At 60.3% G+C, this 22,638-nt stretch carries 18 protein-coding genes; 9 read left to right on the forward strand and 9 right to left on the reverse strand.

Annotated elements, in window-relative coordinates:
- Positions 1-50 precede the first annotated feature (50 nt).
- The 6 genes from gyrB to AC07N6_RS15185 form a co-directional block, all read right to left on the reverse strand.
- Complete coding sequence (gene gyrB / locus AC07N6_RS15160) at positions 51-2,549, reverse strand: DNA topoisomerase (ATP-hydrolyzing) subunit B (RefSeq protein WP_494782330.1); 2,499 nt, start codon at positions 2,547-2,549, stop codon at positions 51-53.
- A gap of 158 nt (positions 2,550-2,707) precedes the next feature.
- On the reverse strand, positions 2,708-3,814 hold the full coding sequence (gene dnaN / locus AC07N6_RS15165) for a DNA polymerase III subunit beta (RefSeq protein ID WP_494782329.1): 1,107 nt from the start codon (positions 3,812-3,814) through the stop codon (positions 2,708-2,710).
- Positions 3,815-4,394: 580 nt separating this feature from the next.
- Entirely contained in the window at positions 4,395-5,813 is a 1,419-nt protein-coding gene (gene dnaA, locus AC07N6_RS15170; RefSeq protein WP_494782328.1) for a chromosomal replication initiator protein DnaA, read from the reverse strand.
- 383 nt (positions 5,814-6,196) lie between these two features.
- The gene (locus tag AC07N6_RS15175; RefSeq protein ID WP_494782327.1) at positions 6,197-6,964 is read right to left on the reverse strand and encodes a class II glutamine amidotransferase; all 768 of its coding nucleotides are present in this window, start codon (positions 6,962-6,964) and stop codon (positions 6,197-6,199) included.
- A 237-nt stretch (positions 6,965-7,201) separates the two neighbouring features.
- A complete protein-coding gene (locus tag AC07N6_RS15180) occupies positions 7,202-7,519 on the reverse strand; it encodes a hypothetical protein (protein WP_494782326.1) in 318 nt (105 codons plus the stop codon).
- A 495-nt stretch (positions 7,520-8,014) separates the two neighbouring features.
- Entirely contained in the window at positions 8,015-8,251 is a 237-nt protein-coding gene (locus AC07N6_RS15185; protein WP_494782325.1) for a hypothetical protein, read from the reverse strand.
- A gap of 156 nt (positions 8,252-8,407) precedes the next feature.
- Here AC07N6_RS15185 and AC07N6_RS15190 point away from each other — a divergent pair, with 156 nt between their 5' ends.
- Both AC07N6_RS15190 and AC07N6_RS15195 read left to right on the forward strand, forming a co-directional pair.
- Complete coding sequence (locus AC07N6_RS15190) at positions 8,408-9,367, forward strand: LysR family transcriptional regulator (protein ID WP_050468643.1); 960 nt, start codon at positions 8,408-8,410, stop codon at positions 9,365-9,367.
- 148 nt (positions 9,368-9,515) lie between these two features.
- Positions 9,516-11,552 carry an AsmA family protein gene (locus tag AC07N6_RS15195; RefSeq protein WP_494782425.1) on the forward strand — a complete coding sequence of 679 codons (2,037 nt, stop codon included), beginning with the start codon at positions 9,516-9,518 and terminating at the stop codon, positions 11,550-11,552.
- Between the two features lie 78 nt (positions 11,553-11,630).
- On the opposite strand, the gene AC07N6_RS15200 is transcribed toward AC07N6_RS15195, so the two are convergent.
- From AC07N6_RS15200 to AC07N6_RS15210, 3 genes are all read right to left on the reverse strand, one after another.
- Positions 11,631-11,903, reverse strand: a complete 273-nt coding sequence (locus AC07N6_RS15200) for a hypothetical protein (protein WP_494782324.1) — start codon at positions 11,901-11,903, stop codon at positions 11,631-11,633.
- Positions 11,904-12,177: 274 nt separating this feature from the next.
- Positions 12,178-12,480: a 2Fe-2S iron-sulfur cluster-binding protein gene (locus AC07N6_RS15205; protein WP_494782323.1), complete on the reverse strand. Its 303-nt coding sequence runs from the start codon at positions 12,478-12,480 to the stop codon at positions 12,178-12,180.
- 459 nt (positions 12,481-12,939) lie between these two features.
- The gene (locus tag AC07N6_RS15210) at positions 12,940-13,824 is read right to left on the reverse strand and encodes a LysR family transcriptional regulator (RefSeq protein ID WP_494782322.1); all 885 of its coding nucleotides are present in this window, start codon (positions 13,822-13,824) and stop codon (positions 12,940-12,942) included.
- 234 nt (positions 13,825-14,058) lie between these two features.
- On the opposite strand from AC07N6_RS15210, the gene AC07N6_RS15215 reads away from it, so the two are divergent.
- The 7 genes from AC07N6_RS15215 to AC07N6_RS15245 all read left to right on the forward strand — a co-directional run bounded on the left by AC07N6_RS15215 (position 14,059) and on the right by AC07N6_RS15245 (position 22,503).
- On the forward strand, positions 14,059-15,570 hold the full coding sequence (locus AC07N6_RS15215) for a CoA-acylating methylmalonate-semialdehyde dehydrogenase (protein ID WP_494782321.1): 1,512 nt from the start codon (positions 14,059-14,061) through the stop codon (positions 15,568-15,570).
- 96 nt (positions 15,571-15,666) lie between these two features.
- Positions 15,667-17,289 (forward strand): GMC family oxidoreductase, encoded by a 1,623-nt coding sequence (locus tag AC07N6_RS15220; RefSeq protein WP_494782320.1) that lies wholly within the window; start codon positions 15,667-15,669, stop codon positions 17,287-17,289.
- A 214-nt stretch (positions 17,290-17,503) separates the two neighbouring features.
- On the forward strand, positions 17,504-18,274 hold the full coding sequence (locus AC07N6_RS15225; RefSeq protein WP_494782319.1) for an ABC transporter ATP-binding protein: 771 nt from the start codon (positions 17,504-17,506) through the stop codon (positions 18,272-18,274).
- Positions 18,274-19,032 (forward strand): ABC transporter ATP-binding protein, encoded by a 759-nt coding sequence (locus AC07N6_RS15230; RefSeq protein WP_494782318.1) that lies wholly within the window; start codon positions 18,274-18,276, stop codon positions 19,030-19,032. Before AC07N6_RS15225 ends, AC07N6_RS15230 begins: the two co-directional genes overlap by 1 nt.
- Positions 19,033-19,200: 168 nt before the next feature.
- A complete protein-coding gene (locus tag AC07N6_RS15235) occupies positions 19,201-20,409 on the forward strand; it encodes an ABC transporter substrate-binding protein (protein ID WP_494782317.1) in 1,209 nt (402 codons plus the stop codon).
- Positions 20,410-20,624: 215 nt separating this feature from the next.
- Positions 20,625-21,509 carry a branched-chain amino acid ABC transporter permease gene (locus tag AC07N6_RS15240; RefSeq protein ID WP_494782316.1) on the forward strand — a complete coding sequence of 295 codons (885 nt, stop codon included), beginning with the start codon at positions 20,625-20,627 and terminating at the stop codon, positions 21,507-21,509.
- A 13-nt stretch (positions 21,510-21,522) separates the two neighbouring features.
- Entirely contained in the window at positions 21,523-22,503 is a 981-nt protein-coding gene (locus AC07N6_RS15245) for a branched-chain amino acid ABC transporter permease (RefSeq protein ID WP_494782315.1), read from the forward strand.
- Positions 22,504-22,638: the final 135 nt, after the last annotated feature.

Here is a 22,638-nt window from a genome sequence, read left to right on the forward strand (position 1 = left end):
AGGTACTACTTTATTAAAACTGGTATGACATATAAATATCGCCCTACTAATTAGACGTCGATGTTGCCAGCCTGCAGCGCATTAGACTCAATAAACGCCCGACGCGGCTCAACATCATCCCCCATCAGCGTCATGAAGATCTGATCCGCCGCAATGGCATCTTCGATCTGCACCTTCAACAAACGGCGCACAGTCGGATCCATCGTGGTTTCCCACAGCTGCTCGGGGTTCATTTCACCCAGGCCTTTGTAACGCTGCTTGTTGACGCCGCGTTCGGCTTCGTCGCGCAGCCAGGCCATGGCCTGGCGGAAGTCGGTGACGGCTGACTCCTTGCGCTTTTCGCCCTGGCCGCGGGCGACGGAGGCGCCTTTGCGGATCAAGCCCTTGAAGGTCTGGGCGGCGTTCGACAGCACCTGGTAGTCGGGGCCGCTGGCGAAGTCGGCGTCGATCACGGTGGCCTTGATGTTGCCGTGGTGGCGGCGCTGGATGTGCAGGGCGAGCTTCTCGGAGAGTTCGTCGAGCTTGGCCACGACTTGCACGCTGGGGTCGGCGATGGCCTTGGTGAGTTCGGCGGCGGTGGCTTCGGCTTGTTCCAGGTTTTCCATCTTCAGGGTGACGCCGGCGTTCATGATGGCGTCGAGCGCGGCTTCATCGATGGCGCGGGTGAGGCGCATGATGATGGCGTTGGCGGTGTTGTACTGGCGGGCCAGTTCGACCAGGGCGTCGCCGCTGATGCCGGGGGCGTCTTCGGCCGGTTTCAGTTCGGCGTCGTTCAGGGCGATCTGCATCATGTATTGCGCTTCCTCGAGGTCGTCCTTGAGGTAGCGCTCGTCCTTGCCGGCCTTGACCTTGTACAGCGGCGGCTGGGCGATGTAGATGTGGCCGCGTTCGACCAGCGCCGGCATCTGGCGGTAGAAGAGCGTGAGCAGCAGGGTGCGGATGTGGGCGCCGTCGACGTCGGCGTCGGTCATGATGATGATGCGGTGGTAGCGCAGCTTGTCCGGGTTGAATTCGTCGGCGCCGATGCTGGTGCCCAGGGTGGCGATGAGGGTGGTGATCTGCTCGGAGGAGAGCATCTTCTCGAAGCGCGCCTTTTCGACGTTCAAGACCTTGCCGCGCAGCGGCAGGATGGCCTGGAACTTGCGGTCGCGGCCCTGCTTGGCGGAGCCGCCCGCGGAGTCACCCTCGACGATGTAGAGTTCGCACAGGGCCGGGTCGCGTTCCTGGCAGTCGGCCAGCTTGGAGGACAGGCCCAGGCCGTCCATCACGCCCTTGCGGCGGGTCAGTTCGCGCGCCTTGCGGGCGGCTTCGCGCGCGCGGGCGGCTTCGACGATCTTGCCGCAGATGATCTTGGCGTCGTTGGGCTTTTCCATCAGGTAGTCGGTGAGCGTCTTGGCGACGATTTCCTCGACCGGGCCGCGCACTTCGGAAGAGACCAGCTTGTCCTTGGTCTGCGAGCTGAACTTGGGTTCGGGCACTTTCACCGAAAGCACGCAGGTGAGGCCTTCGCGCATGTCGTCGCCGGAGATTTCGACCTTGGCTTTCTTGGCGAAATCGTTCTCGTCGATGTACTTGTTGATGACGCGGGTCATCGCCGCGCGCAGGCCGGTCAGGTGGCTGCCGCCGTCGCGCTGCGGGATGTTGTTGGTGAAGCACAGCACCTGCTCGTTGAAGGCGTCGTTCCATTGCATGGAGACGTCGACCGAGATGTTGGTGTTCTGGTCCGACATCCGGTCGCCGGTGGCCTGGAACACGGTCGGGTGCAGCACGTTCTTGTTCTTGTTGATGTATTCGACGAAACCGCGGGTGCCGCCTTCGAAGGCGAAGTTTTCTTCCTTGCCGGTGCGCTGGTCGGTCAGCTTGATGTGCACGCCGTTGTTGAGGAACGAGAGTTCGCGGATGCGCTTGGCGAGGATCTCGTAATGAAACTCGACGTGGGTAAAGATTTCTTCGTCGGCCCAGAAGTGAACTTCGGTGCCCTTCTTGTCGGATTCGCCGATGACCTTGATGGGCGAGACCTGGATGCCGTCGACGGTTTCCAGTTCGCGGTTTTGCACCACGCCCTTGGCGAACTCCATGGAGTGCACCTTGCCGTCGCGGCGGATGGTCAGCAGCAGTTTCTTGGACAGCGCGTTCACGCAGGACACGCCCACGCCGTGCAGGCCGCCGGAGACCTTGTAGGAGTTCTGGTCGAACTTGCCGCCGGCGTGCAGCTCGGTCATCACGATTTCAGCGGCGGAGCGCTTGGGTTCGTGCTTGTCGTCCATCTTCAGGCCGGTGGGGATGCCGCGGCCGTTGTCGGTGATCGAGATCGAGTTGTCGGCGTGGATGGTGACGTGGATCTCGCTGCAGTAGCCGGCCAGCGCTTCGTCAATGGAGTTGTCCAGCACTTCGAACACGAGGTGGTGCAGGCCGGTGCCGTCAGAAGTATCGCCAATGTACATGCCGGGACGCTTGCGCACCGCTTCCAGGCCTTCCAGGATCTGGATGGAGGAGGCGCCGTAGCTTTGTTGCGCGGAGTTGGTGTTGTCTGCTGGGCTGGAGGACATGGTTACCTTCTGAAAAAGCTAGCCAAACGACTAGAGACTGCGGGTGAAACGACAAAGAAATTACAAAATGCGACCGGGGTACGGCTGAAAACGGAATTCTTAAAAGCGACTGAGGGGCCGTCTCGGACGGCCCCTCGTTCGCTTGCAGGCGGCAGCGCTTAAATGCGCATCGGCATGACGACGTATTTGAAGTCGGCGTTGTCCGGGATGGTGACCAGGGCCGACGAGTTGGCATCGCCCAGGGCGATGTTGACGTAGTCGTTCTTCAGGTTGTTGAGCACGTCGAGCAGGTAGCTGACGTTGAAACCGATGTCGACGGTGTCGCCGCCGTAGTCGATTTCGAGTTCTTCGACCGCTTCTTCCTGGTCGGCGTTGGTGGAGCTGATCTTCAGGCTGCCGGGAGCGATCACCCAGCGCACGCCCTTGAACTTGTCGCTGGTCATGATGGCGGCGCGCTGCAGCGAACGCAGCAGCTGTTCACGGCTGATGGTGAAGCCGTTCTTGTAGCCCTTGGGCACCACGCGGGTGTAGTCGGGGAACTTGCCTTCGACCAGCTTGGAGATCAGTTCGATGTCGGCGAAGGTCAGCTTGACCTGGTTGTTGGCGATTTCGAGTTTGACTTCTTCATCGCTCTCGTCGAGCAGGCGCTGCAGCTCGATGATGGTCTTGCGCGGGATGATGACTTCCTGGCGCGGGAAGTCCTGTTCGGTGGCGACCTGGCAGAAGGCCAGGCGGTGGCCGTCGGTGGCGACCGCGATGACGTTCTTGCCTTCGACCACCAGCAGCAGGCCGTTCAGGTAGTAGCGGATGTCCTGTTGGGCCATGGAGAAGTGGACCATGTTGAACAGGTGCTTCAGGGTCTTTTGCGGCAGGGTGACTTGCGCGTTGTACTGCTCGGCCTGGGCGACGGTGGGGAATTCTTCCGCGGCCAGGGTCTGCAGCGCGAAGCGCGATTTGCCGGATTGCACGGTCAGGCGCTTGTTGGCAAGCGAGATGGAGACTTCGCCGGAGTCGGGCAGGGCGCGCAGGATGTCGAGCAGCTTGCGCGCGGCCACGGTGGTGGCGACGGCTTCACTGCCGGAACCGACTTCGGCGTGCGTGGTGATCTGCACTTCGATGTCGGTGGACAGGAAAGACACTTTCTCGCCGTCCTTGCGGATGAGGATATTGGCCAGAATCGGCAATGTGTGCCGACGCTCGACAATACCGCTCACGATCTGCAGAGGACGCAGGAGCGTGTCTCTTTGGGTTTTAACCAATTGCATAGTCTGTTTGTCCTTGCTAATAGTGGTTTAAAGGATGCCGTTGGCTGACTAGCCGCTCATGCAAATGTCGCGCGTGTTCCTCCTCTGGTGAAAACAGCCGGAACCTGCCTGGAATACGCAACGCTCCTGCATTTGCACGGCCTGCCCGCAGCCGGTCCGAAACCTGTTCCGATGCCGCCGGCAAGCGTTGGGGCGGGCCGATTGTTGTGTTTTCACTCACAACCCGGGCCGACCCGACCTGCCTGACAACATCTTGGGAACATTTGAAGGCAAATCCCCTATTTTTAAAGGGTTTTTCTCCGAAGTTTCCGCGATATCCCGCGAATTTTCCGCGTGCTGGGCGGCCCTGGCGTCCGCCGGCGAAATATCGCCTTCCATTGTACCAATCATCCCCCTTGAACGTAAGTTCTTGCTTGCTTGGCGAGGACTTTTGGCGAGGGCGTTGCCGCCGAACGGCACGGCGCGGGAAAAACCATTGGGATGGCGGCTGGAGTGGCTTTCAGGCGACCGGGCCACCAATAAAAATGCCGCCCGGCGCACGCGGGCGGCATCTTGCCGGCATGACGTACGGCTTGCCGCCTCAGCCCTTGAGGGTCTGCTCCAACACGTGCAGCTCGTGATTGCATTCCGGGCTCTTGGCGCGGTCGGCGGAGATCTTGCGCACCGCGTGCAGCACCGTGGTGTGGTCGCGGCCGCCGAACAGGTCGCCGATCTCGGGCAGGCTTTTCTGGGTCAGTTCCTTGGCCAGGTACATGGCGATCTGGCGCGGCCGGGCGATGTTGGCCGGGCGCTTTTTCGAGTACATGTCGGCGACCTTGATGTTGAAGAAGTCGGCCACGGTCTTCTGGATGTTTTCCACCGAGATCTGGCGGTTCTGCACCGACAGCAGGTCCTTCAGGGCTTCCTTGACGACATCGATGGTGATGTCCTTGCCGTGGAAGCGCGAGTAGGCCAGGATCTTGCGCAGCGCGCCTTCCAGCTCGCGCACGTTGGAACGCAGGTGCTTGGCGACGAAGAAGGCGACATCGTCGGACAGCACGACTTCTTCGGCGGAGGCCTTCTTCATCAGGATCGCCACCCGCATTTCCAGTTCGGGCGGCTCGATCGCCACCGTCAGGCCGGAGTCGAAACGGGAGATCAGGCGGTCGTCCATGCCGCTGATTTCCTTGGGGTAGGTATCACTGGTGATGATGATCTGCTTCTTGGCCGCGATCAGCGCTTCGAAGGCGTAGAAGAATTCTTCCTGGGTGCGGCTCTTGCCGCCGAAGAACTGGATATCGTCGATCAGCAGCAGGTCCAGCGAGTGGTAGTAGCGCTTGAAGTCGTCGAAACCCTTGCGCTGGTAGGCGGTCACCACGTCGCGCACGTATTGCTCGGCGTGGATGTAGCGGATCCTGGCGCCGGGGTTATCCACAAGCACCTGGTTGCCGATGGCGTGGATGATGTGGGTCTTGCCCAGGCCCACGCCGCCATACAGGAACAGCGGGTTGTATGACACGCCGGGGTTGTTGGCAACCTGGGTGGCGGCCGCGCGGGCCAGCTGGTTGGCCTTGCCGGTAACCAGGTTGTCGAACGTCAACACCGGGTTGATGCGCGACTGTTCCTGGCGCGGGGCGACTGCGCGCACCGGTTCCGGTTCAGGTTGGTAGGCCTGGGCCGCGGGCAGGCCGAGGCCTGAAATGCCGCCGCCGCCGGCGCCCGGATAGCCGGCCTCGGCGCCGCCGTTGGTGGCCGCCGCCGCGCGCCGGGCCTGGCCTACGCGCGGGTCGAGCACGAATTGCACTTCGATCGGGGACTCCCAGTATTCGCTGGCGAGGTTGGTGATGCGGCTGGCGAACTGGGCCTTGACCCAGTCGAGTTTGAAACGGTTGGGCGCGGCGATGCGCAGCAGCCCGTCTTCATAGTCGAGCGGAATCAGCGGCTTGATCCAGGCGCTGTATTGTTGCGGAGTCAGTTCCTGCTCGAGTTTGGTGGAGCAGGTCTGCCAGAAATTTTCCATGAAGCTTTCTTATTGAATAGGAGTGCGGCGCCGTTGAACGGATTCAGGTCAGGACCGGTGGATGAAAAGCGATGTCGGCCGAGGCGCAAACAAGGGACGCATTTTACCCTGCCGGGAGAAAGTTATCCACAGGGCGCGAGGCAGTTTGGCAGAGTAAAAAATCATATCCATCGGCGGGAAATGGCCGATTCGGACATTATTTTTCTGGCAAGTGGCAACGCCATGCGGCTTGCCGGGGGACAGAGCCGATCGATTTCCTTTTCGACAATGTTTTGATGGGGACAGTGTTTTTTGCAACACGCGATCCGGTTTGCGGGAGACTGCGCGGCTTTGTCCCTTTTTTGTCCTATTTGAGCGCTTTTCAGCCGCAGGCGCCGGCCGGGTCAAACCACCACGTCGCCATCCACGAATACCTTGAGTTCGCCCGGCTGGTATGGCGTCCAGACTTCATTGTTGGTCAGCGGCTGGGTGACGATGACGGCCACGCGGTCATTGACCGTGGTGACCTGGGCGAAATCGACCGACAGGTCGTCATCCGACAGCTTGGCGGTGGCGAAGGGGTGCTGGCGGATGATGTAGTAGAGCTGGGTGGAACAGTGCGTGTAGAGCGCCGATCCGTCCGAGAGCAGCATATTGAAGGTGCCGTGGCCGGCGACATAGTCGGCAATCTCGCGCAGCGCGGCGCGCAGTTCGGACGGCGGCGGCAGCGTGTCGCCGAAGCGCTTGCGGAACTCTTGCAGGATGTAGCAAAAGGCCTGTTCGCTGTCGGTGGTGCCGACCGGGCGGTAGGGGCCGTCGAGCTGCGGCGTGAAGTTTTTCAGGTCGCCATTGTGGGCGAACACCCAGTAGCGCCCCCACAGTTCGCGCACGAAGGGATGGCAGTTGGCCAGCGCCACGCGGCCCTGGGTCGCCTTGCGGATATGGGCGATGACGTGCTGCGACTTGATCGGGTATTGCTTGATCAAGTCGGCTACCGGCGACTCGATCGCGGCCTGGTGGTCGACGAAGGTGCGCACGCCGGCGCCTTCGAAGAAGGCAATGCCCCAGCCGTCGCTGTGATGATCGGTCAATCCCCCGCGGGTGGCGAAACCGGTAAAGCTGAAGACGATATCGGTCGGGGTATTGCAGTTCATCCCAAGAAGCTGGCACATGGTATTCGAGGCGTTGATAAGTGTTGCCGGACTGTCAAAGTTATCACGATTGCCGCCTGCCGGGAGCGGCCGGCTCCGCAAATGCGGATAAAAAAACGCAGATAAAAAAAACCCCGCGAGCTTGCGCTTGCGGGGTTAATCCTTCCTGTAGAGGGAGGAGGAGACACGGTACGTACTACAAAACCTCAGACTACTACTCGACTAGAAGTCGGCTTGCCCTGGAACGGCGGCGGGCGCTCAGTCGCGCGCGGCCATGTTGCGCAGTTCGTTGGCGAAATTCGGTTGGCTCAGGCTGTATTCATTGGCCATGCGGTTCAACATGCGCTTGCCGCTGAACTTGTGCGCCAGGATGCGTTGCTCCAGCGACTTGCGCGGCTTGACCAGCAGCACGGCGGCTTGCGCCAGGCCCAGCAGCAGCGGCTTGAACAGCATCAGGACAGTCACCAGCGCGCCCAGACCCAGGGCCGGGCGCATATAAGCGGCCAGCATGCCGATCAGCGTCTGCGCGAAAGGGATCGCGGCTTCGGCGGGAAAGGCCAGGTTCAGGAAGGACATGATATTTCTACCTCTGATAATTCATTGCGGTGCGCATCAGGCGCGTTCAATTTCACTGTTGTTGCATCGCAGTATATGTTTGCGAGGTTTGTATGACTACTTTAGAGTTCCCATATCAGATATAGCGATGATGAATATGGCAGGACAACATTGCCGATGAATTGTTTGTGAATATCTTCCCGGCCTTGCTGGTGTAGCCTCGGCATCGGGAGTGTGTCGCCACGAAAAAAAACCCCGCAGGCATGGCCTGCGGGGTTAATCCTTCCTAAAGAGGGAGGAGGAGACAACGGATCGGTGTCCAGACGCGTTGATCGAATCAGCGTCAACACAGGCGCCGTACGCGCCTGGACAACCGAAATTCCTGACACCGGAGGCGGTGGCCGGTTGGGCCTGCCGCCATGTCGCGCAACGAATGGCGCGCGACCGGTAAAAACTTGAGTCCTGTACTGCCTTGCCGCCGGCGCTTATCCAGCGCCTGTCGGCCGGTGTTGCAAATTAGCCGCGGGAAGCGATGAAGCGCAGTTCAGCGGCCAGGTTCGGCTGGGTCGCTTCGAACTTGTCGGCCATGCGGTTCAGCTGGCGCGAACCGTTGGCGCGATCCTGTTCGGCGGCGACCAGGGCGACGGCTTGCAGCTCGTGGGCCTTGACGAAATGGATGAAGATGTTGCGCATGACGGCGGCGAACTTGCTCTTGAACGTGGTGTTGACGGTGCTTTGTGCGATGGTTGCCATGATTCGATCCTTGACGTTGTGTGTTATGTTGCATTGCAGTGTAGTGAACTCATATTTATTTGACCAATTTCCTTTTCGGATATCAGTTATATAATTCGTGAATAGCGATTTCCAGAATTCATTCGCGATCCACTTTCCGCCGCAAAGGCCCGCCCTATGAGCTTCCTCACCCTGGACCTGAACCTGCTGCGCGTATTCGATGCGGTCATGACGGAGCAGAACCTGACGCGCGCGGCCAACCTGTTGGCCATGACCCAGCCGGCTGTCTCCAATGCGCTACGCCGACTGCGCGATACCCTCAACGACGACCTGGTGATCCGCACCGCGCACGGCGTAAAGCCGACGCCGCGCGCCGAAGAACTGTGGCCGACCGTGCGCCGGGCGCTGTCCGAGCTGGAAGCGGTGATCGCGCCGGAAAGCTTCGATATCTCGCGGGCCCAGAACACCTTCCGCATGGCCATGGTGGACGCCACCGCCGCGCTGTGGCTGCCGTCGCTGGTGCGCACCATCATGCGCGACGCGCCGCGCATCAAGATCCGCATGATGCCGCTGACCACCCGCGACCCGCGCGCCATGCTGCTGCGCGGCGACATCGACCTGGCGGTGGGGTTTTTCCCCGGCGTGACGGCGCAACTGGCCGATGGCCAGGGCATGGCCAAGAGCCAGATCAGCCATGCCCGGCTGTACACCGGCCAATACGTGTGCGTGATGCACAAGAACCATCCATTGGCGGGCCAGCCGCTGACGCTGGATACCTACTGCGCCGCCGACCATTTGCTGGTGAGCCTGTCGGGCAAACCGCATGCGGTGATCGACGACGTGCTGGCCGGCATGAACCGCGAGCGCAAGATCCTGCTGACGGTGAACCAGTTCTTCACGGCCGGGCGCATCGTCGCCAGTTCGGAATTGCTGACGGTACTGCCGCGCCACCTGGTGGCCGCCACCGGCATGGCCGAGGTGCTGGTGGTCAAGGAACTGCCGTTCCAGACGCCGGAAGAACACGTCGACATGCTGTGGCACGAGCGCGATGCGCGCAATCCGGCCCACAAATGGCTGCGCGCGCACTTGAGCGCGACGACGCATGACGAATTCGGCCGCATCAACATGAAGCGCTGATGCGGCGCATGCAGCAATAAACATACCGAAAGCACACCGAAAGCACACGAACACACAGGTACAAGAATCCCGCCGGCCCCAGGAGACAGGCGGCCCACAGGGAATCGCCCGCACCGTATGATCCACCCTCACGGGAACAACCATGCCAATGCCGCGTATCCGAAAAATAATCTTGTGGCTCCTCGCCAGCCTTTTCATCCTCATCGCGGCCGCGGTGATCTTCCTCCTCACCTTCGACTGGAACCGGGCCAAGCCCTGGATCAACCAGCGCGTGTCCGAATCGATCGGGCGTGAATTCGCCATCAACGGCGAGCTCTCGCTGCAATGGCAGCGCGCCGGGCAGACCACGCCCGCGCAGTCCGGCTGGTCGAGCTGGGTGCCCTGGCCGCGGCTGCAGGCGCAAGACATCACGCTGGCCAATCCCGATGCGTTCAGCAAGTCCGGCAAGATGGCCACGGTCAAGCAGGTCACCTTCACGCTCAACCCGGTGCCGCTGCTGGTGCATGACATCTCGCTGCCGACGCTGGAAATCCACAATCCCGACATCGCGCTGCTGCGCAACAAGGACAACGCCAACAACTGGACCTTCAAGGCCAGCGATAGCGGATCGTCCGGCTGGAACCTGAAACTGGGGCGGCTGATCCTGCGCCAGGGCACGTTCAAACTGGATGACGCGATCCAGAAGATCGACATCAAGGCCGAGATCGACACCCTCGACCCCGACAAGGACAAGGTCTACGGCCTGGGCTGGAACCTGAAGGGCAGTTTCAACGGCGCGCCGGTGTCCGGCGACGGCCGTGCCGGCGGCGTGCTCTCGCTGCAGGACCAGCAGCAGCCGTACCCCTTGCAGGCCAATGTGAAGGTAGGCAAGACCGCCATCGGCGTGCGCGGCACGCTGACCAAGCCGGCCCAGCTGGCGGCGCTGGATCTGCGCCTGTCGGTCTCGGGCGCCAGCATGGGCAACCTGTATCCGCTGACCGGGATACTGCTGCCGGAAACCCCGCCCTTCGCCACCGAAGGCCATCTGCTGGGCAAGATCGACGCCACTCATAGCGAATGGAGCTATGAGGAATTCACCGGCAAGGTCGGCGGCAGCGATGTCGGCGGCAGCTTGTTCTACAACACCAGCGGCCCGCGTCCGCGGCTGGACGGCGCCATCACCTCCAACTTGCTGCGTTTCGAGGATCTGGCGCCGCTGATCGGGGCCGATTCCAATGAGGAAAAAACGCAGCGCGGCGCCCAGGAACGCCAGCCGACCGACAAGGTGCTGCCGGTCAAGCAGTTCAGCACCGATGCCTGGGGCGCGCTGGACGCCGACGTCAAACTGACCGGCAAACGCATCGTCAAGCAAAAGGACTTGCCCATCAGCGACCTGCAAGCGCACCTGGTGCTCAAGGACAAGGTGCTGACGCTGGATCCGCTGCGCTTTGGCGTGGCCGGCGGCAACCTGAGCTCGACCATCCGCCTCAACGGCCAGGACAAGCAGATGAAGTCGGAGATGACATTGACGGCGCGCCGCATCAAGATCCAGCAGTTGTACCCGGAACTGGACGCTTCCAAGACCAGCTTCGGCGAAATCAATGGCGACGCCAAGCTGAGCGCGACCGGCAATTCGGTGGCGGCGATGCTGGGGTCGGCCAACGGCGAGCTCAAGACCCTGGTCAACCAGGGCGCCATCAGTAAATTCCTGCTGGAAGCGGCCGGCCTGAATGTGGGCAATATCGTCATCAACAAGCTGTTCGGCGACAAGGAGGTAAAGCTCAATTGCATGGTGGGCGACTTTCCGGTCAGCAATGGGGTGATGGATATCCGCACTTTCGTGCTCGATACCGAAGATGCGCTGATCGGCGCCGACGGCACGGTGGACATGAAACAGGAAAAACTGGACCTGACCATCCATCCCAAGAGCAAGGGCCTGCGCATCATCTCGCTGCGCTCGCCGCTGTACGTCTCGGGCACGTTCAAGGATCCGGACGTCGGCGTGAACAAGGCGGTATTGGCGCTGCGCGCCGGCGGGGCGCTGGCGCTGGGCTTGCTGGCGCCGGTGACCGCCATCTTGCCGCTGATCAATGTAGACGGCGAGCAAAAGGCCGATTGCAACAATCTGCTGGAGGAAGTGAAAAAGCAACCGCAGGCGCCGCCGGCCGGAAAAGCCGCTGCCAGGAAAGTTGCGCCTAAAAAATAGGCATGGAAGAAATTGGCATTTTTGCCATCATCGGCCGGGGGATAACTCTTCCGGCCTTTTTCATTTTTGGCGGCTTTTTTACTGTCGTGAGTATTTGTTCAAATTGCCGGAAAAGCCAAAACTCTCAAAAAATGCTTTGGAAGAGGTCATTTTCTCCCTGAAAGTCCGGTTCCAACGGGTCTGAAACGGCAAAAAATGCCAAATTCCTGAAAATTCCCCTTCCACCCAAAGATGTCCACAAAAAGCAGCCCGGCCTGTGGATAAAGGTCTGGATAACTTTTTCATGGATTGGGGAAAACCGGGGAAGTTATCCAAGATTATTTTTTTATCCAATAACTGTCCGCCGGCCATACACGCTTTGCCAAGTGTTTATACTTTTCCCAACTCCATGATTCTTTTCCGGTAAACCGGGTTATCCACAGAAATGGGCCTGTGTTAACTATTACCTACTATTTATATATATAGACTTATTCAAAAAGACAAAAAAGCCGAATCCCCGGAAAACCGGCGGCAACCGACGATTCTCTCCAGATCAAAACCCGTCTTTGAATCTGATGCTGATGCGATGACTTCAACCCGCATCAACCACATGGGTTAATGAAGAAAGGCACAGGACGCCCTCAGCTCATCCCTTCAGGTCGACTGCCAGGGGTACCACCAGCACCAGGTCGGTTTGCGCCTGGGCTACGCAAGGAAGGATCCAGCCTTCCTTTTTTTCTTCCTTGCTCAATCCCGGCCATTCGATTTGGTAACTCACCGCGCCGGATTTCAATTGGCACATGCAGGTACGGCAAGTGCCGTTACGGCAGGAACTGGGAAGCCGGATGGATTGGGCCAGCGCCGATTGCAGCAGTGATAGGCCGGGACGTTGTTCAAAACGCAGGCCGGCAGGTTGGATCTCAACGCGGTAAGACGTGGCAGGAGGCATAGGGCGGTGGAGGATCGATGTTGTTGATCTGTTATTTCAGGCGCCTGTGGATAAGTCTTTGCATATCTATTGCGCGAATTGGGAATATCTCGGCAAGTTATCCAAAGGCGAAAATTTATCCAATATTTGTTCCTGCGCTATGCAGAAGCTTACCAAGCGTTTATCCAGGACGTAAATTGCTGATTCAATTCAGGTAAACCGGGTTATCCACAGAAAAGTCCTGCGTTAACTATTACTACTATCTTTATATATAAACTTTTAATTTAAAAAACAGAAAAGCGGAATTGCGGGGATAACCTGAAAAAGCGTCGCAAAAGCCCGTCCAACAGAAGCATTCAACAACGACGACGCGCTCAACCAGCACCGGAGATGACATCCAGTGTTTTGTTTGGCAATGGGGAGGGATGAAAGGGAAACGCTTGCCGGTTCCAGACCCGCAAGCGATAGAGGAATGGAAATTCAGTACTTCCAGATTTCCTGGAGCACCTGGAATGCGGCCTTGATGGCATCTTCGTTCTGACGTTTCTCCAGTGAAACAAAACGCAGTTCGGTCGACAGGTCTACCGCGTCGGCAATCACCAGCCCATGGGCATGCGCCTGGCTCAAGGCGATCGACTCCCGCGCCAATGACAGGCCTACTCCCGATTTCACCAGATCCAGCATCGAAGATTCCTGGTCGACCAGGGCCACGGTGTCCGGTTGCACCTTGTGTTGCGCGAATACCTTGCTCAGCAGCCGGTGATGGGCGGACTCCGGCGGCGTCCAGATCCAGGGCAGGCGCGACAGCTCTTTCCAGCCTTTGCCGGAAACCCGGCTTTTCCAGCCGGCCGGGGCGATCACGTTGTAGGTGAAGGGGGTGAGCGTCATGGCATGGAAACCTTTGCCCGGGTCGCCCAGGAAAAATCCGACATCCAGCCGTCCATGCCGGATCTCATTCAAGACCGAGCCCGACATGTGATGGGATAACTTGGTGGACAGCTGCGGATGGCGTTCGACCAGCAATTTGAGGAAGGCGCCCAGGCGGATGAATTCCGGATCGAGGATGGTGCCGATGCCCAGCGAACCGGACAGGCGGTCGGCGCTGGCTTGCAAGGCAGCCGCATGGCGGCGCAGTTCCTGCAGGTCGGCCAGGACCCGTTCGGCCAACGGCAGCAATTTGTTGCCTTCCACCGTCAGCACCATGCCGGCGGCGGTGCGGGTGAACAAGGCCAGGCCCAGTTGTTCCTGCAGGGATTTGATCTGCAGGCTGACGGCAGGTTGGCTGACATGCAGCTTTTCAGCAGCGCGGGTCAGGTTGCCTTCGCGGGCGACGGTGATAAAAGCACGTAACTGTATGATATCCATCGCTAATTCTTCTTAAATTCTCTTTTTATGCATTAAGTTGCATACATGGGAAATATATGCTTCATAAGTTGTTCTTATATTGCTGTTGATAATAACTCATTGGATGGGATCGAATTAGCGCGATATTCTTGCAACGTCTGCCTAATTCAGCTTTTATCGGCACTTCCATCATGGGTCAACAGGATCGGGAGACAGATCCGGCCCGGTTTGATATCAATCACCAAAGGAATACTTATGAGCATCCCGCACATCGACCATTTCATCAACGGCAAGCTGGCGCAATCGGAAAGCGGCCGCAGCCAGGACGTGTTCAATCCGGCCACCGGCGATGTGGCGGCCAAGGTGTCGCTGGCGTCGGTGCAAGAAGTCAATGCGGCGGTGGCGGCCGCCAGCGCGGCGGCGCCGGCCTGGGCCGAGACGGCGCCGTTGAAGCGCGCGCGCGTGCTGTTCAAGTTCAAGGAGCTGATCGAGCAAAACCAGGATGCGCTGGCCAAGGCGATCACGCTGGAACATGGCAAGGTGTTTTCGGATGCCAAGGGCGAGGTGACCCGCGGCTTGGAAATCGTGGAATTCGCCACCGGCATCCCGCAACTGCTCAAGACCCAGTTCACCGACAATATTGGCGGCGGCATCGACAACTGGAACCTGCGCCAGCCGCTGGGCGTAACCGCCGGCATCACGCCATTCAACTTTCCGGTGATGGTGCCGCTGTGGATGGCGCCGATCGCCATCGCCACCGGCAACAGCTTCGTGTTGAAGCCTTCCGAGCGCGACCCCTCGCCGTCGCTGATGCTGGCTGAACTGTTCAAGCGCGCCGGCCTGCCGGACGGCGTGTTCAACGTGGTCCAGGGCGACAAGGTGGCGGTCGATGCGCTGCTGGAGCATCCCGAAGTACAGGCGGTATCTTTTGTCGGTTCGACGCCGATCGCCGAATACATTTATCGCAAGGCGACCGAGCGCGCCGGCACTTTCCCGCTGCGTGCGCAGGCGCTGGGCGGCGCCAAGAACCACCTGGTGGTGATGCCCGACGCCAACCTGGAGCAGGCGGTCGACGCACTGATTGGCGCCGCCTACGGTTCGGCCGGCGAGCGCTGCATGGCGATCTCGGTGGCGGTGGCGGTCGGCAGCGTGGCCGACAAGCTGGTGGAGGCGTTGATTCCGCGCGTGAAGGCCCTGAAGGTCAAGAACGGCATGGAGGACGACGCCGAGATGGGGCCGCTGGTTAGCGCCGCCCACAAGGCCAAGGTCGAGGGCTATATCCAGAGCGGCGTCGATGCCGGCGCCAGGCTGCTGGTGGATGGCCGCGGCTTGAAGGTGCCGGGCCATGAAAACGGCTTCTTCATCGGCGGCACGCTGTTCGACAACGTGAGCACCGACATGAAGATCTACCGGGAAGAAATCTTCGGCCCGGTGCTGTGCGTGGTGCGGGTGCCGGACTTTGCCGAGGCGGTGAAGCTGATTAATGCGCATGAGTATGGCAATGGTGTGTCACTATTCACCGCCGACGGCAATACCGCGCATGAATTCTCGCGCCGTATCCAGGTGGGCATGGTCGGCATCAACGTGCCGATCCCGGTGCCGATGGCCTGGCATTCCTTTGGCGGCTGGAAGCGTTCGCTGTTCGGCGACACCCATGCCTATGGCGAAGAGGGGATCCGCTTCTATACGCGCTACAAGTCCATCATGCAGCGCTGGTCGGCGACCATCGGCAAGGGGGCCGAGTTCACGATGCCGGTGGCGAAGTAATTGCCGGAATCGGAAGAAAAGCAGTGTGCCGTCGTCCTGACTTGCGTCGGGACGACGGGAAATAATAAGAACAGCTAATAAAAAAACGGAGACACCATGCAATCGGCAGGGCAATACGACTACATCATCATCGGCGCCGGCACCGCCGGCTGCGTGCTGGCCAACCGCCTTTCCAAGCAACCCGGCGTGAAGGTGCTGCTGCTGGAAGCGGGGGCCAAGGACGATTACATCTGGATCCACATCCCGGTCGGCTATCTCTATTGCATCAACAATCCCCGCACCGACTGGATGTTTCGCACCGAAGCCGATCCCGGGTTGAACGGACGCAGCCTGATCTATCCGCGCGGCAAGGTGCTGGGCGGCAGTTCTTCGATCAACGGCATGATCTACATGCGCGGACAGGCGCGCGACTACGACGCGTGGGCGGGCATGACGGGCGATGACAGCTGGCGCTGGGACAATGTGCTGCCGCTGTTCAGGAAGAGCGAGGATTACTACCGCGGCAGCGATGAATTCCATGGCGCCGGCGGCGAATGGCGGGTAGAAAAGCAGCGCCTGAAATGGGACATCCTCGATGCGTTTCGCGAGGCGGCGGCCGAGAACGGTATTCCCAAGGTCGACGATTTCAACCGCGGCGACAATGAGGGCTGCGGCTATTTCGACGTGAACCAGAAACGCGGTATCCGCTGGAATGCCTCGAAGGCGTTTTTGCGGCCGGCGATGAAGAGCGGCAACCTCGACATCATGACCGGCTCGCATGTGAAGAAGCTGCGATTCTCTAACGGCGAGAATGGGCCGGTCTGCACCGGTGTGGAATTCACCGGCGGCGGCAGCGAGTGGTTCGCCGAAGCGAAGAAGGAAACCATCCTGTCGGCCGGCGCCATCGGATCGCCGCATATCCTGCAATTGTCGGGCATCGGCAACGGCGAACTCCTGCAGCAGCACCAGATCCCGGTGGTGCATGCCTTGCAGGGCGTGGGCGAGAACCTGCAGGACCATCTGCAGATCCGTACCGCCTTCAAGGTCAGCGGGGCCAGGACGCTCAATGCGATGGCTTCCACGCTGGCCGGCAAGATGAAGATCGGCCTGGAATACCTGCTCACGCAAAGCGGGCCGATGTCCATGGCGCCGTCGCAGCTGGGGGCATTTGCCCGCTCCGATCCGTCGCAGGCCAGCGCCAACCTGGAATACCATGTGCAGCCGCTGTCGCTGGAAAAGTTCGGCGACCCGCTGCATGCCTTCCCGGCGTTTACCGCCAGCGTGTGCAACTTGCGTCCGACCTCGCGCGGCCATGTGCGGCTCGCTTCCGCCGACCATGCGCCGGCGCCGAAGATCACCACCAATTACCTGTCCACCCCGGAAGACCTGAAGGTCGCGGCCGACTCGCTCAAGCTGACGCGCCGCATCGCCGCATCGCCGGCGCTGGCGAAGTACATGCCGCAGGAGTTCAAGCCCGGTTTGCAATACCAGAGCGAAGAGGATCTCTATCGTGCCGCCGGCGAAGTGGGCACGACGATTTTCCATCCCGTGGGCACTTGCCGCATGGGACGCGCCGACGATGCGGCGGCGGTGGTGGACTCGCAATGCCGCGTGCGCGGAGTGTCCGGATTAATGGTGGCAGACGCATCCGTGATGCCTGCCATCACATCCGGTAATACCAACTCGCCGACGCTGATGATCGCCGAGAAAGTCGCATCGGCTCTGCTTTCCGGGCGCTGAGACGATATTTTCCGGGGCGTTGGCCGATACGGTACTTATACGTATTGTAGGAATGGTACTACTCGGCTACTATGCGCCAAATATTAAAAAGAGCTTCTCGATTCGCCAGATAAGAACCGCGGTCTCTCATGCCAAAAGCGTTGGGCGATTTGCAGCAGGGCAGGCCTCGATGACCGGATGAACCGGCGCGGGCATCAAAGGGAAAGATGAGACTATGACAGACGTCATTCTGGAGACAAGGAACCTGACGAAGGAATTCAAGGGTTTCACGGCGGTAAGCGCGGTCAATCTGCAAATTGAGCGCGGCCACATTCATGCATTGATCGGCCCCAACGGCGCCGGCAAGACTACCTGCTTCAACCTGCTGACCAAGTTCCTGGTGCCGACCTCGGGCCAGATCCTGTTCAACGGCAAGGACATCACAGCCGAAGCGCCGGCGCAGATCGCGCGCCAGGGCATCATCCGTTCGTTCCAGATTTCGGCGGTATTCCCGCACATGAGCGTGCTGGAAAACGTGCGCATCGGCTTGCAGCGCAAGCTCGGCACCTCCTTCCATTTCTGGAAGAACGGCGAGAGCCTCAAGCAGCTTGACGCGCGTGCCATGGAATTGCTGGACGAGGTCGACCTGACCGATTTCGCGCAGACCACCACCGTGGATTTGCCTTACGGCCGCAAGCGCGCATTGGAAATCGCCACCACCCTGGCGATGGAACCGGAACTGATGCTGCTGGATGAACCGACCCAGGGCATGGGCCACGAAGACGTGGACCGGGTCACCGCGCTGATCAAGAAGGTTTCGGCCGGCCGCACCATCCTGATGGTGGAACACAACATGAGCGTGATCGCCGGCATCTGCGACCGCATCAGCGTCTTGCAGCGCGGCGCCGTGCTGGCCGAGGGCAGCTACGCTGAAGTCTCGCGCAACCCGCAGGTGATGGAAGCCTACATGGGCACCGCCGCCACCGAACTGCAGGGAGCGCATTGATGTCGACCGCAACCATGAATTCTCCCGTGAGCGCCTCCTCCAATTCCAATGCCCCGCTGGCGCTGCAGATCAGCGACCTGCAATCCTGGTACGGCGAATCGCACATCCTGCACAACGTCAACCTGAACGTGCGCCAGGGCGAAGTGGTGACGCTGCTGGGCCGCAACGGCGCCGGCCGCACCACCACGCTACGTTCCATCATGGGCCTGGTCGGCACCCGCAAGGGATCGATCAAGATCAACGGCCAGGAAACCATCAACCTCGCCACGCACAAGATCGCCCATTTCGGCGTCGGCTATTGCCCGGAAGAGCGCGGCATTTTTTCTTCGCTGTCGGCGGAAGAAAACCTGATGCTGCCGCCGTTCGTGTCGAAGACCGACAAGGGCATGTCGATCGACGAGATCTACGATATGTTCCCCAACCTGAAAGAGCGTCGCAACAGCCAGGGCACGCGCCTGTCGGGCGGCGAGCAGCAGATGCTGGCGGTGGCGCGCATCCTGCGCACCGGCGCGCGCCTGCTGCTGCTGGATGAAATTTCGGAAGGCCTGGCGCCGGTCATCGTGCAGGCGCTGGCGCGCATGATCACCACGCTCAAGGCCAAGGGTTACACCATCGTGATGGTGGAGCAGAACTTCCGCTTCGCGGCGCCGCTGGCCGACCGCTTCTATGTGATGGAGCATGGCCAGATCGTCGAGTCGTTCGAAGCCTCGCAGCTGGAAGCCAAGATGCAGACCCTGAACGAATTGCTGGGCGTCTGACCGCACCGTTTGCAAGGCACGCGCCCGGATTGGGATGGGCCAGGCCGCAAGAATCATAAAAAGTACTGACAACAAGTACGTCGCGGGGGAGGCGATCCCTGCTCCGCTCAATATAAAGCTGTCTCGCAGGTCTATCAATTTAGCGGGCTCAACACTGAGGAGATGAAAATGAAACATAAGGCAATGGCACTTGCTGTCACCGCTGCAGCCGCAGCGTTTTCGACGGCGCCGGCATCGGCGCAGATCTCCGGGGACGTGATCAAGATCGGTTTCATCACCGATATTTCCGGGGTGTATTCCGACATCGACGGCCAGGGCGGCGCCGAGGCGATCAAGATGGCGATCGCCGACATGGGCGGCGCGGTCAACGGCAAGAAGATCGAGCTGCTGGTGGCGGACCACCAGAACAAGGCCGACGTCGCCGCCAGCAAGGCGCGCGAATGGTTCGACCAGCAGGGTGTGGATGTGCTGATCGGCGGCACCAACTCCGGCACCGCGCTGGCCTCGGCCAAGGTTGCGGCCGAGAAGAAGAAGGTCTACATCCAGATCGGCGCCGGTTCCGCGCGCCTGACCAACGAAGAGTGCTCGCCGTACACCGTGCACTATGCGTATGACACCGTGGCGCTGGCCAAGGGTACCGGCTCGGCGGTGGTCAAGCAGGGCGGCAAGAGCTGGTTCTTCCTGACTGCCGACTACGCGTTCGGTCACTCGCTGGAAGCCGACACCGCAACCGTGGTGAAGGCATCGGGCGGCACCGTGGTCGGTTCCGTGAAGCATCCGCTGGGCGCTTCGGACTTCTCTTCCTTCCTGCTGCAGGCGCAAAGCTCCAAGGCGCAGATCATCGGCCTGGCCAATGCCGGCGGCGACTTCATCAACTCGGTCAAGGCGGCCAATGAGTTCGGCATCACCAAGACCGCCAAGCTGGCCGGCCTGCTGGTGTTCATCAACGACGTGCACTCGCTGACCCTGAAGAGCACCGAAGGCCTGTACCTGACCGATAGCTGGTACTGGGATGCCAACGAAGAGACGCGCGCTTTCGCCAAGCGTTACTTCGCCGTGCGCAAGAAAATGCCTTCGTCGCTGCAAGCCGCCGACTACTCGGCGACCCTGCAGTACCTGAAGGTGGTCAAGGAAATCGGCACCGACGATCCGGACAAGGTCATGGCCCAGCTGCGCAAGACCAAGTTCAATGACATGTACCAGAAGAACGGCTACCTGCGCGCCGACGGCCGTGTGGTGCACGACATGTACCTGTACCAGGTCAAGGCGCAGTCGGAATCGAAGTATCCGTGGGACTACTACAAGCTGGTGCAGACCATTCCTGCCGAGCAGGCATGGACCACCAAGGCCGAGTCCAAGTGCGCGCTGTGGAAGTAATGCGCAGGACGTATCACCGGCAGCAACCGCATCAACGCTGAAAGGCGGCAATAAAAGAAGCGGCAGTAAAGGCAATCCGCGAAATCTGTCATTTCTGCTGGCCGGGAATGACAGATTTTTGCTGTTGGAAGCGGCCCCCGATGTTGTGCGCGGGCGGCTTCCGTCCAGGCAAATAAGCGGTTGCGTTCTTCACCCATCTGGATGAACGGGTTTTTATGGAACTATTCGGAATCCCCCTGCAAGCCTTGCTGAGCCAGCTCCTGCTGGGCTTGGTCAACGGCTCTTTCTACGCCATGCTGTCGCTCGGCCTGGCGGTGATTTTCGGCTTGCTCAACGTGATCAACTTCGCGCACGGCACGCTCTACATGATGGGCGCGTTCCTGGCATGGATGGGCTTGAGTTACTTCGATCTCAATTACTGGGTCATGCTGGCGCTGGCGCCGGTACTGGTCGGCATCTTCGGCATCATCATCGAGAAGACCATGCTGCGCTGGCTCTACAAGCTCGATCACTTGTACGGTTTGCTGCTGACCTTCGGCATCACGTTGATGATCGAGGGCATCTTCCGTTCCGTCTATGGCGTCTCGGGCCAGCCGTATTCGGTGCCCGATGCGTTGCAAGGCGCGACCAATCTCGGCTTCATGGTGTTGCCGAACTACCGCGCATGGGTGGTGGCGGCGTCGCTGGTGGTGTGCTTCGTGACCTGGTTCGTGATCGAAAAGACGCGCCTGGGCGCCTACCTGCGCGCCGGCACCGAAAACCCCAAGCTGGTCGAAGCCTTCGGCATCAATGTGCCGCTGATGGTCACCCTGACCTATGGCTTCGGCGTGGGGCTGGCGGCCTTTGCCGGCGTGCTGGCGGCGCCGGTGATCCAGGTCTCGCCGCTGATGGGGTCGAACCTGATCATTACCGTGTTCGCGGTGGTGGTGATCGGCGGCATGGGCTCGATCCTCGGATCCATCGTCACCGGCCTTGCGCTGGGCCTGATCGAAGGCCTGACCCGGGTGTTTTATCCCGAGCTGTCAGCCACCGTGGTGTTCATCATCATGGCGATCGTGCTGATGATCCGTCCGGCCGGCCTGTTCGGCAAAGAGAAATAATCGGGAGACCGGCATGAACAAGAAACTAATAGTTGTTGTTTTGTTAATACTTGCATTGGCTGCACCGTTCGGGCTGTATCCGGTGTTCCTGATGAAGATGTTGTGCTTTGCGTTGTTCGCCTGCGCCTTCAACTTGCTGATCGGCTATACCGGCCTGCTGTCTTTCGGCCATGCCGCCTTCCTTGGCTGGGCCGGCTATCTGTGCGGCCAGGCGTTAAAGGTGTGGGGCTTGCCGACGGAACTGGGCTTGCTGGTGGGCACCGGCGTGGCGGCGCTGATCGGCCTGGTGATGGGCTTGCTGGCAATCCGCCGGCAGGGCATCTACTTCACCATGATCACCCTGGCGCTGGCGCAGATGCTGTACTTCGTCGCGTTGCAGGCGTCCTTTACCGGTGGCGAAGACGGCTTGCAAGGCGTGCCGCGCGGCAAGTTGTTGGGCTTCATCGATCTCAAAAACGACCTGACCCTGTACTACGTGGTGCTGGCCATCGCCATCTTCGGCTTCGCCCTGATCGTGCGCACCATCAACTCTCCCTTCGGCCAGGTGTTGAAGGCGATCAAGGAGAACGAGCCGCGTGCCATCTCGCTGGGCTATGACGTGGCGCGCTACAAGCTGCTGGCCTTCGTGCTGTCGGCGGCGCTGTCGGGCCTGGCGGGGTCCACCAAGACCCTGGTGCTGGGCTTCGAGACGCTGACCGACGTGCACTGGAGCATGTCCGGCCTGGTGGTGCTGATGACCCTGGTCGGCGGCCTGGGCACCATCGTCGGCCCGATCGTCGGCGCCATCATCATCATCATGCTGGAGAACAAGCTGGGCGACATCGGCAACTGGCTGGCCGGCGTGACCCACATCGACTGGTTCAACACCCTGGGCGATTCGGTGACCATTGTGACCGGCTTCATCTTCATCATCTGCGTGCTCCTGTTCCGCAAGGGCATCGTCGGCGAGATCCTGGCCTTGACCAAGAAGGGGGCGGCAAGCCAGCCGCACTGAGTTCGAGAGAGAAACTTGCCATCCTCGCGATGGCAATCCTTGCCGCCGGCAAGTCATCGGAAGATGATTGCCGGCGGTATTTTTTTGTCGCCAGGTTCCCTCCGCCATAACAGATGCGGCTGTTGCGTAACAGCC

This window comes from Herbaspirillum sp. GW821-FHT09A12, from assembly GCF_059418325.1.

Excerpts from the sequence above, each read along its gene's own strand:
- AC07N6_RS15180 (WP_494782326.1), bottom strand. The coding sequence starts at position 7,519 with ATGTCCTTCCTGAACCTGGCCTTTCCCGCCGAAGCCGCGATCCCTTTC.
- AC07N6_RS15210 (WP_494782322.1), bottom strand. The coding sequence starts at position 13,824 with ATGGATATCATACAGTTACGTGCTTTTATCACCGTCGCCCGCGAAGGC.
- AC07N6_RS15220 (WP_494782320.1), top strand. The coding sequence starts at position 15,667 with ATGCAATCGGCAGGGCAATACGACTACATCATCATCGGCGCCGGCACC.
- AC07N6_RS15195 (WP_494782425.1), top strand. The coding sequence starts at position 9,516 with ATGCCGCGTATCCGAAAAATAATCTTGTGGCTCCTCGCCAGCCTTTTC.
- AC07N6_RS15235 (WP_494782317.1), top strand. The coding sequence starts at position 19,201 with ATGAAACATAAGGCAATGGCACTTGCTGTCACCGCTGCAGCCGCAGCG.
- AC07N6_RS15225 (WP_494782319.1), top strand. The coding sequence starts at position 17,504 with ATGACAGACGTCATTCTGGAGACAAGGAACCTGACGAAGGAATTCAAG.
- AC07N6_RS15205 (WP_494782323.1), bottom strand. The coding sequence starts at position 12,480 with ATGCCTCCTGCCACGTCTTACCGCGTTGAGATCCAACCTGCCGGCCTG.
- gyrB (WP_494782330.1), bottom strand. The coding sequence starts at position 2,549 with ATGTCCTCCAGCCCAGCAGACAACACCAACTCCGCGCAACAAAGCTAC.
- AC07N6_RS15245 (WP_494782315.1), top strand. The coding sequence starts at position 21,523 with ATGAACAAGAAACTAATAGTTGTTGTTTTGTTAATACTTGCATTGGCT.
- AC07N6_RS15215 (WP_494782321.1), top strand. The coding sequence starts at position 14,059 with ATGAGCATCCCGCACATCGACCATTTCATCAACGGCAAGCTGGCGCAA.
- AC07N6_RS15190 (WP_050468643.1), top strand. The coding sequence starts at position 8,408 with ATGAGCTTCCTCACCCTGGACCTGAACCTGCTGCGCGTATTCGATGCG.
- AC07N6_RS15175 (WP_494782327.1), bottom strand. The coding sequence starts at position 6,964 with ATGTGCCAGCTTCTTGGGATGAACTGCAATACCCCGACCGATATCGTC.
- AC07N6_RS15185 (WP_494782325.1), bottom strand. The coding sequence starts at position 8,251 with ATGGCAACCATCGCACAAAGCACCGTCAACACCACGTTCAAGAGCAAG.
- AC07N6_RS15200 (WP_494782324.1), bottom strand. The coding sequence starts at position 11,903 with ATGGCCGGCGGACAGTTATTGGATAAAAAAATAATCTTGGATAACTTC.
- dnaN (WP_494782329.1), bottom strand. The coding sequence starts at position 3,814 with ATGCAATTGGTTAAAACCCAAAGAGACACGCTCCTGCGTCCTCTGCAG.
- AC07N6_RS15240 (WP_494782316.1), top strand. The coding sequence starts at position 20,625 with ATGGAACTATTCGGAATCCCCCTGCAAGCCTTGCTGAGCCAGCTCCTG.
- dnaA (WP_494782328.1), bottom strand. The coding sequence starts at position 5,813 with ATGGAAAATTTCTGGCAGACCTGCTCCACCAAACTCGAGCAGGAACTG.
- AC07N6_RS15230 (WP_494782318.1), top strand. The coding sequence starts at position 18,274 with ATGTCGACCGCAACCATGAATTCTCCCGTGAGCGCCTCCTCCAATTCC.